The following is a 3,451-nucleotide window of genomic DNA, read 5'->3' as shown; positions in this document are numbered from 1 at the left end:
GATTCTTCAACAACATGCAGCATAAAAAACAAACTAGGATATTTGTTAGGATTTGATCTTGGAATACGTGTATGATTAGTGGCGTTTTTAAGAACCTAATTTAGTAAATAAAAACCGAATAGAAGATCTGCGAGGATTTTCATAAGTAGGCGAGAGCTAGCCATTAATTATACACGGTGTTGGCAACTGCCCTTTTTCTTTCGCCATATTATTTAGTATTAGTCTCATATATTTCTCTTAAAAAGAATTGTTGATGAACTGCAGCCATTTTGTTACAAAATTCAATAGCAATTTTTCTTTGTTCGTGAGCAAATAGAAATGAAACCAAATCCTTAATATAATCTTTGTCAAAGTCTGCCATATATTCTTTGAAGTTAAGTGATGAAATTATTTCACCAATTGCCTTTGCAGCCATATTTGGATTTCCTTTTATCTTTAATGCTACAAGATTTTCAAGAAGCTCGTGTGTTGAATGTATTTTGTCAATGTGTTTGCAAGATTTTAGAATAAGGGCTGTATAAATATCATTTAGTTCGGGTACAAATACAATCCAGTTCGAAAGAGTTGCTAATTTTTTTTGTTCTTCCTCAATATTTGAATTTTCATATTTATCAACCAAGAATTTCCATAAGTCAATAATTATTTGTTGAAATTCCTGTTGTTCTAATTCGGATAAGTTTTTTGGATAATTTTCTTGTTGCCAAATGAAATGAATTAATTCACCAACTTCGCTGGTTGTTACTTGATTTATAAACTTGAATATTAATTTTTTAGAAGAAAGTGTTTCGTATTTCCAAAAATAAAATGCTGTCAAATGACGAACTAAACCATTGTTACTAAAACTTTTCAATTGGACGTTATTGTCAATCACTCTTTCGTAGTGAGGATAAAATAATGTATAAAGTTCTTTGTTATAAGGTGGTTTCCCAAAACCAAAACCACCCATAAAAGCAAGCCATTCTTTATCTTCGCTTGTATAATGGTGTTTTACTTGTTCTGTTATCCAATTATAATCTAAAAAGCAAAACTGTTCAAAATACATTCCTTCCAAAATAAATCCGTCAATAATTCCTTTTTGTAATGTTTCTTCAAATAATGATTTAATATCTGCTTCCCATTTTCCGTTGTCTTCATATTTAAAGAGATTTCTAGCTCTATGAAGTGAGTAATCAAACAAAGCTCTTAAAGATTTTCCTGCTACTGAATTCAGTGAATATGTTGGGTAATCCATATTCGTTCCTTGAAAATCTTCTGCTGGTTTGAGATTGCTTATAATTATTTGAACTATTTCCTTTGCAAGAGGTAGTAACTTAATATCAAAAGCGTGTTTGTCATTTTGCAAACCGTCTGTAAGCAGATTTGCAATAGAACCTATAACCCAATCAGGTGTTGCTTTCCAATCATCATTTTCAATTTGTAATTCGCCTTTATAGAACTTTGGATTTTTAAGAGTGTTCAAACAATAGTAAAGAACGTTTTTCCAATCAAATGTTTTCTGATTTTTCCACGCCTTCCCAAATGAGTTTAGTAAATGATAAGAGTAAACGTATGGTATCTCTTGATATAATTCTATTTCTATAGCAAATTTTTCGGGTTCAGCTTCAACCGCATTACCAAAAGTTTCCGATAAACCGCTAATGCTTGGCTCATCAAAATTTCTTTTGGGATTAAATGTTTTAATTTGTTCTACAATTTCTTGATTACTTTTTTCAAGCAAATCATCTTTTGAAATAGGGGAAACAGAGCCACTTGTGACACGAATTTCACCTAAATTCTCATAGTGTTCACTTGTAATGTTTAATTTTTTTGAAAGAGTCAAATATTTATCTTTAAAAGGCTTAATGTCTTTTAATGCCGAATACCAACCAAGTTGCCAATATTCATTATGCTCCTCTGTTTGTTCTTCAATCTCTTCCTGTTTGCCTTGTTCAATTATCTTTTTAATGATTTTAACTTCATCAACGTTTAACACATTTTGGTTTCTATTTAGCAAATCATAAAGTTCTTTTTGATACTTGTAAATTGAAAATAGATGTAAAGCATCATTATCTTTTATCAATTCAAAAAATAGAGATTTAGTCTTTTCCCAATTCTCACAAATTACATATAGCGAAATACGTTTGTAAAAAGGAACACGATACTTACTGTCGTAGCAAAGTGTTTTGAGTATTCCTAAGCCTTCTTGTGGATTTTGTTTTACTTTTTCGTCAAGCAAATTACGAAATATCAAAGAGAAAACATTCAATACTTTTTCACCTTTGGAATATCGGTCATCTAATTTCCTGATACTATCAAAGCCAAATGCAGATGTAAGGTCTGTATTTAATGCAAAGTTTAAACGTTGAAAAGTATCGTCATTTTCATCAATTGGCGCATAGTTGATTTTTTGTTCATTTAGAATTGAAACAAGTTCTTCTTTCAATTCTGTTTCGCTTTTTTTCTCCCAATTTGAAAGAGTAGAAGTTGAATTAGTAACTTCGCTACCTTTTAATTTTGAAGTCACTAAAAGATTTTCCTTTTCAATATAAATTTGGATTTCATATTCTTTATCTCCGTCTTTCTGTAAAGTATTTATTCCTTTTGGATAATCAAGAAGCAAGAATTTAATCGTTCTACCTAATTTTAGGATGATATCGTTAGAACAGTACTTAATAATTTTTACTGCGATGTTCCTTTTTTCAAATTTATCGGCTAAGAAATGTAAATATAATCTTGAACGATAGCTATGACCTGCACCTTCCCAATTATCTCCTTGAACATCTGTTTTTTCTACTTGAAAAAGATAATGAAGAATTATTTCCGTTTTTTCTATATCCGCTCGTGTTGGTTTATCATTTAAAAATTTTGGAAGAAGATTGTCACACAATTCAGATGTTTGAATCATCGTGTCAAACTTTCCTGATAGCCAAACAGGAATGAAATGCAAAATTTCTTTTGGAATATTCTCATTTGGAATATTCGATAAAATTTTAATGAAAAGATACCACGTTCGGTAATTGTCTTTTGGGTTTTCAGATACATTTTTAATTACAGCTAACAACTCGTCTATAAGTTCAGTTTCCTTTCCTTGACTTATTTGAATAGATAATTTCTCCAAATATCCTAACGTTTCCCAATATGGAACTTGAAATCCGTTTTTAACCTGAATAGGTTCTGGATTTTTGTCTGGGGCAAAGTAACCCTCTGATTTTAAAAAGTTAAACCAAGCCATTGTTTCCGATATTATTGAAAAAATATTGTTTGTAACTGGCGTGTCTACCAATTAATGATTTGACCATATCTTGTTCCCAAGACGTGGGCGTTTTTTTTGAAAGAATTAAATCTAGATGTTTTATGTTTTCGAGATAATCAGCATCAGGACTTGTAATATTAATTGTTGTCATATCTTTTTTGTCGGCAAGTACTTTCGCATCTTCTTCTTGTTTCTTCTTTTTTAAATGCTCTTGAAAAT

The 3,451-nt window shown here is 30.5% G+C and carries 2 protein-coding genes; both read right to left on the bottom strand.

The window, feature by feature from the left end:
* Positions 1-208: 208 nt before the first annotated feature.
* Entirely contained in the window at positions 209-3,211 is a 3,003-nt protein-coding gene (locus tag CXF67_RS08755) for a hypothetical protein (protein ID WP_102088411.1), read from the bottom strand.
* On the bottom strand, positions 3,198-3,451 hold a 254-nt coding region (locus CXF67_RS18190; protein WP_180957935.1), incomplete at its 5' end, for a hypothetical protein. The genes CXF67_RS18190 and CXF67_RS08755, both read right to left, overlap by 14 nt.

Source organism: Psychroflexus sp. MES1-P1E (assembly GCF_002836055.1).
Classification (GTDB): Bacteria; Bacteroidota; Bacteroidia; order Flavobacteriales; family Flavobacteriaceae; genus Psychroflexus.
The sequence above is the reverse complement of the archived record's forward strand: the minus strand, read 5'-3'. Positions and strand labels throughout refer to the sequence as shown.

Bases quoted from the DNA above. Each gene is read 5' to 3' on its own strand.
- CXF67_RS08755 (WP_102088411.1), bottom strand. From the start codon at position 3,211: ATGGCTTGGTTTAACTTTTTAAAATCAGAGGGTTACTTTGCCCCAGAC.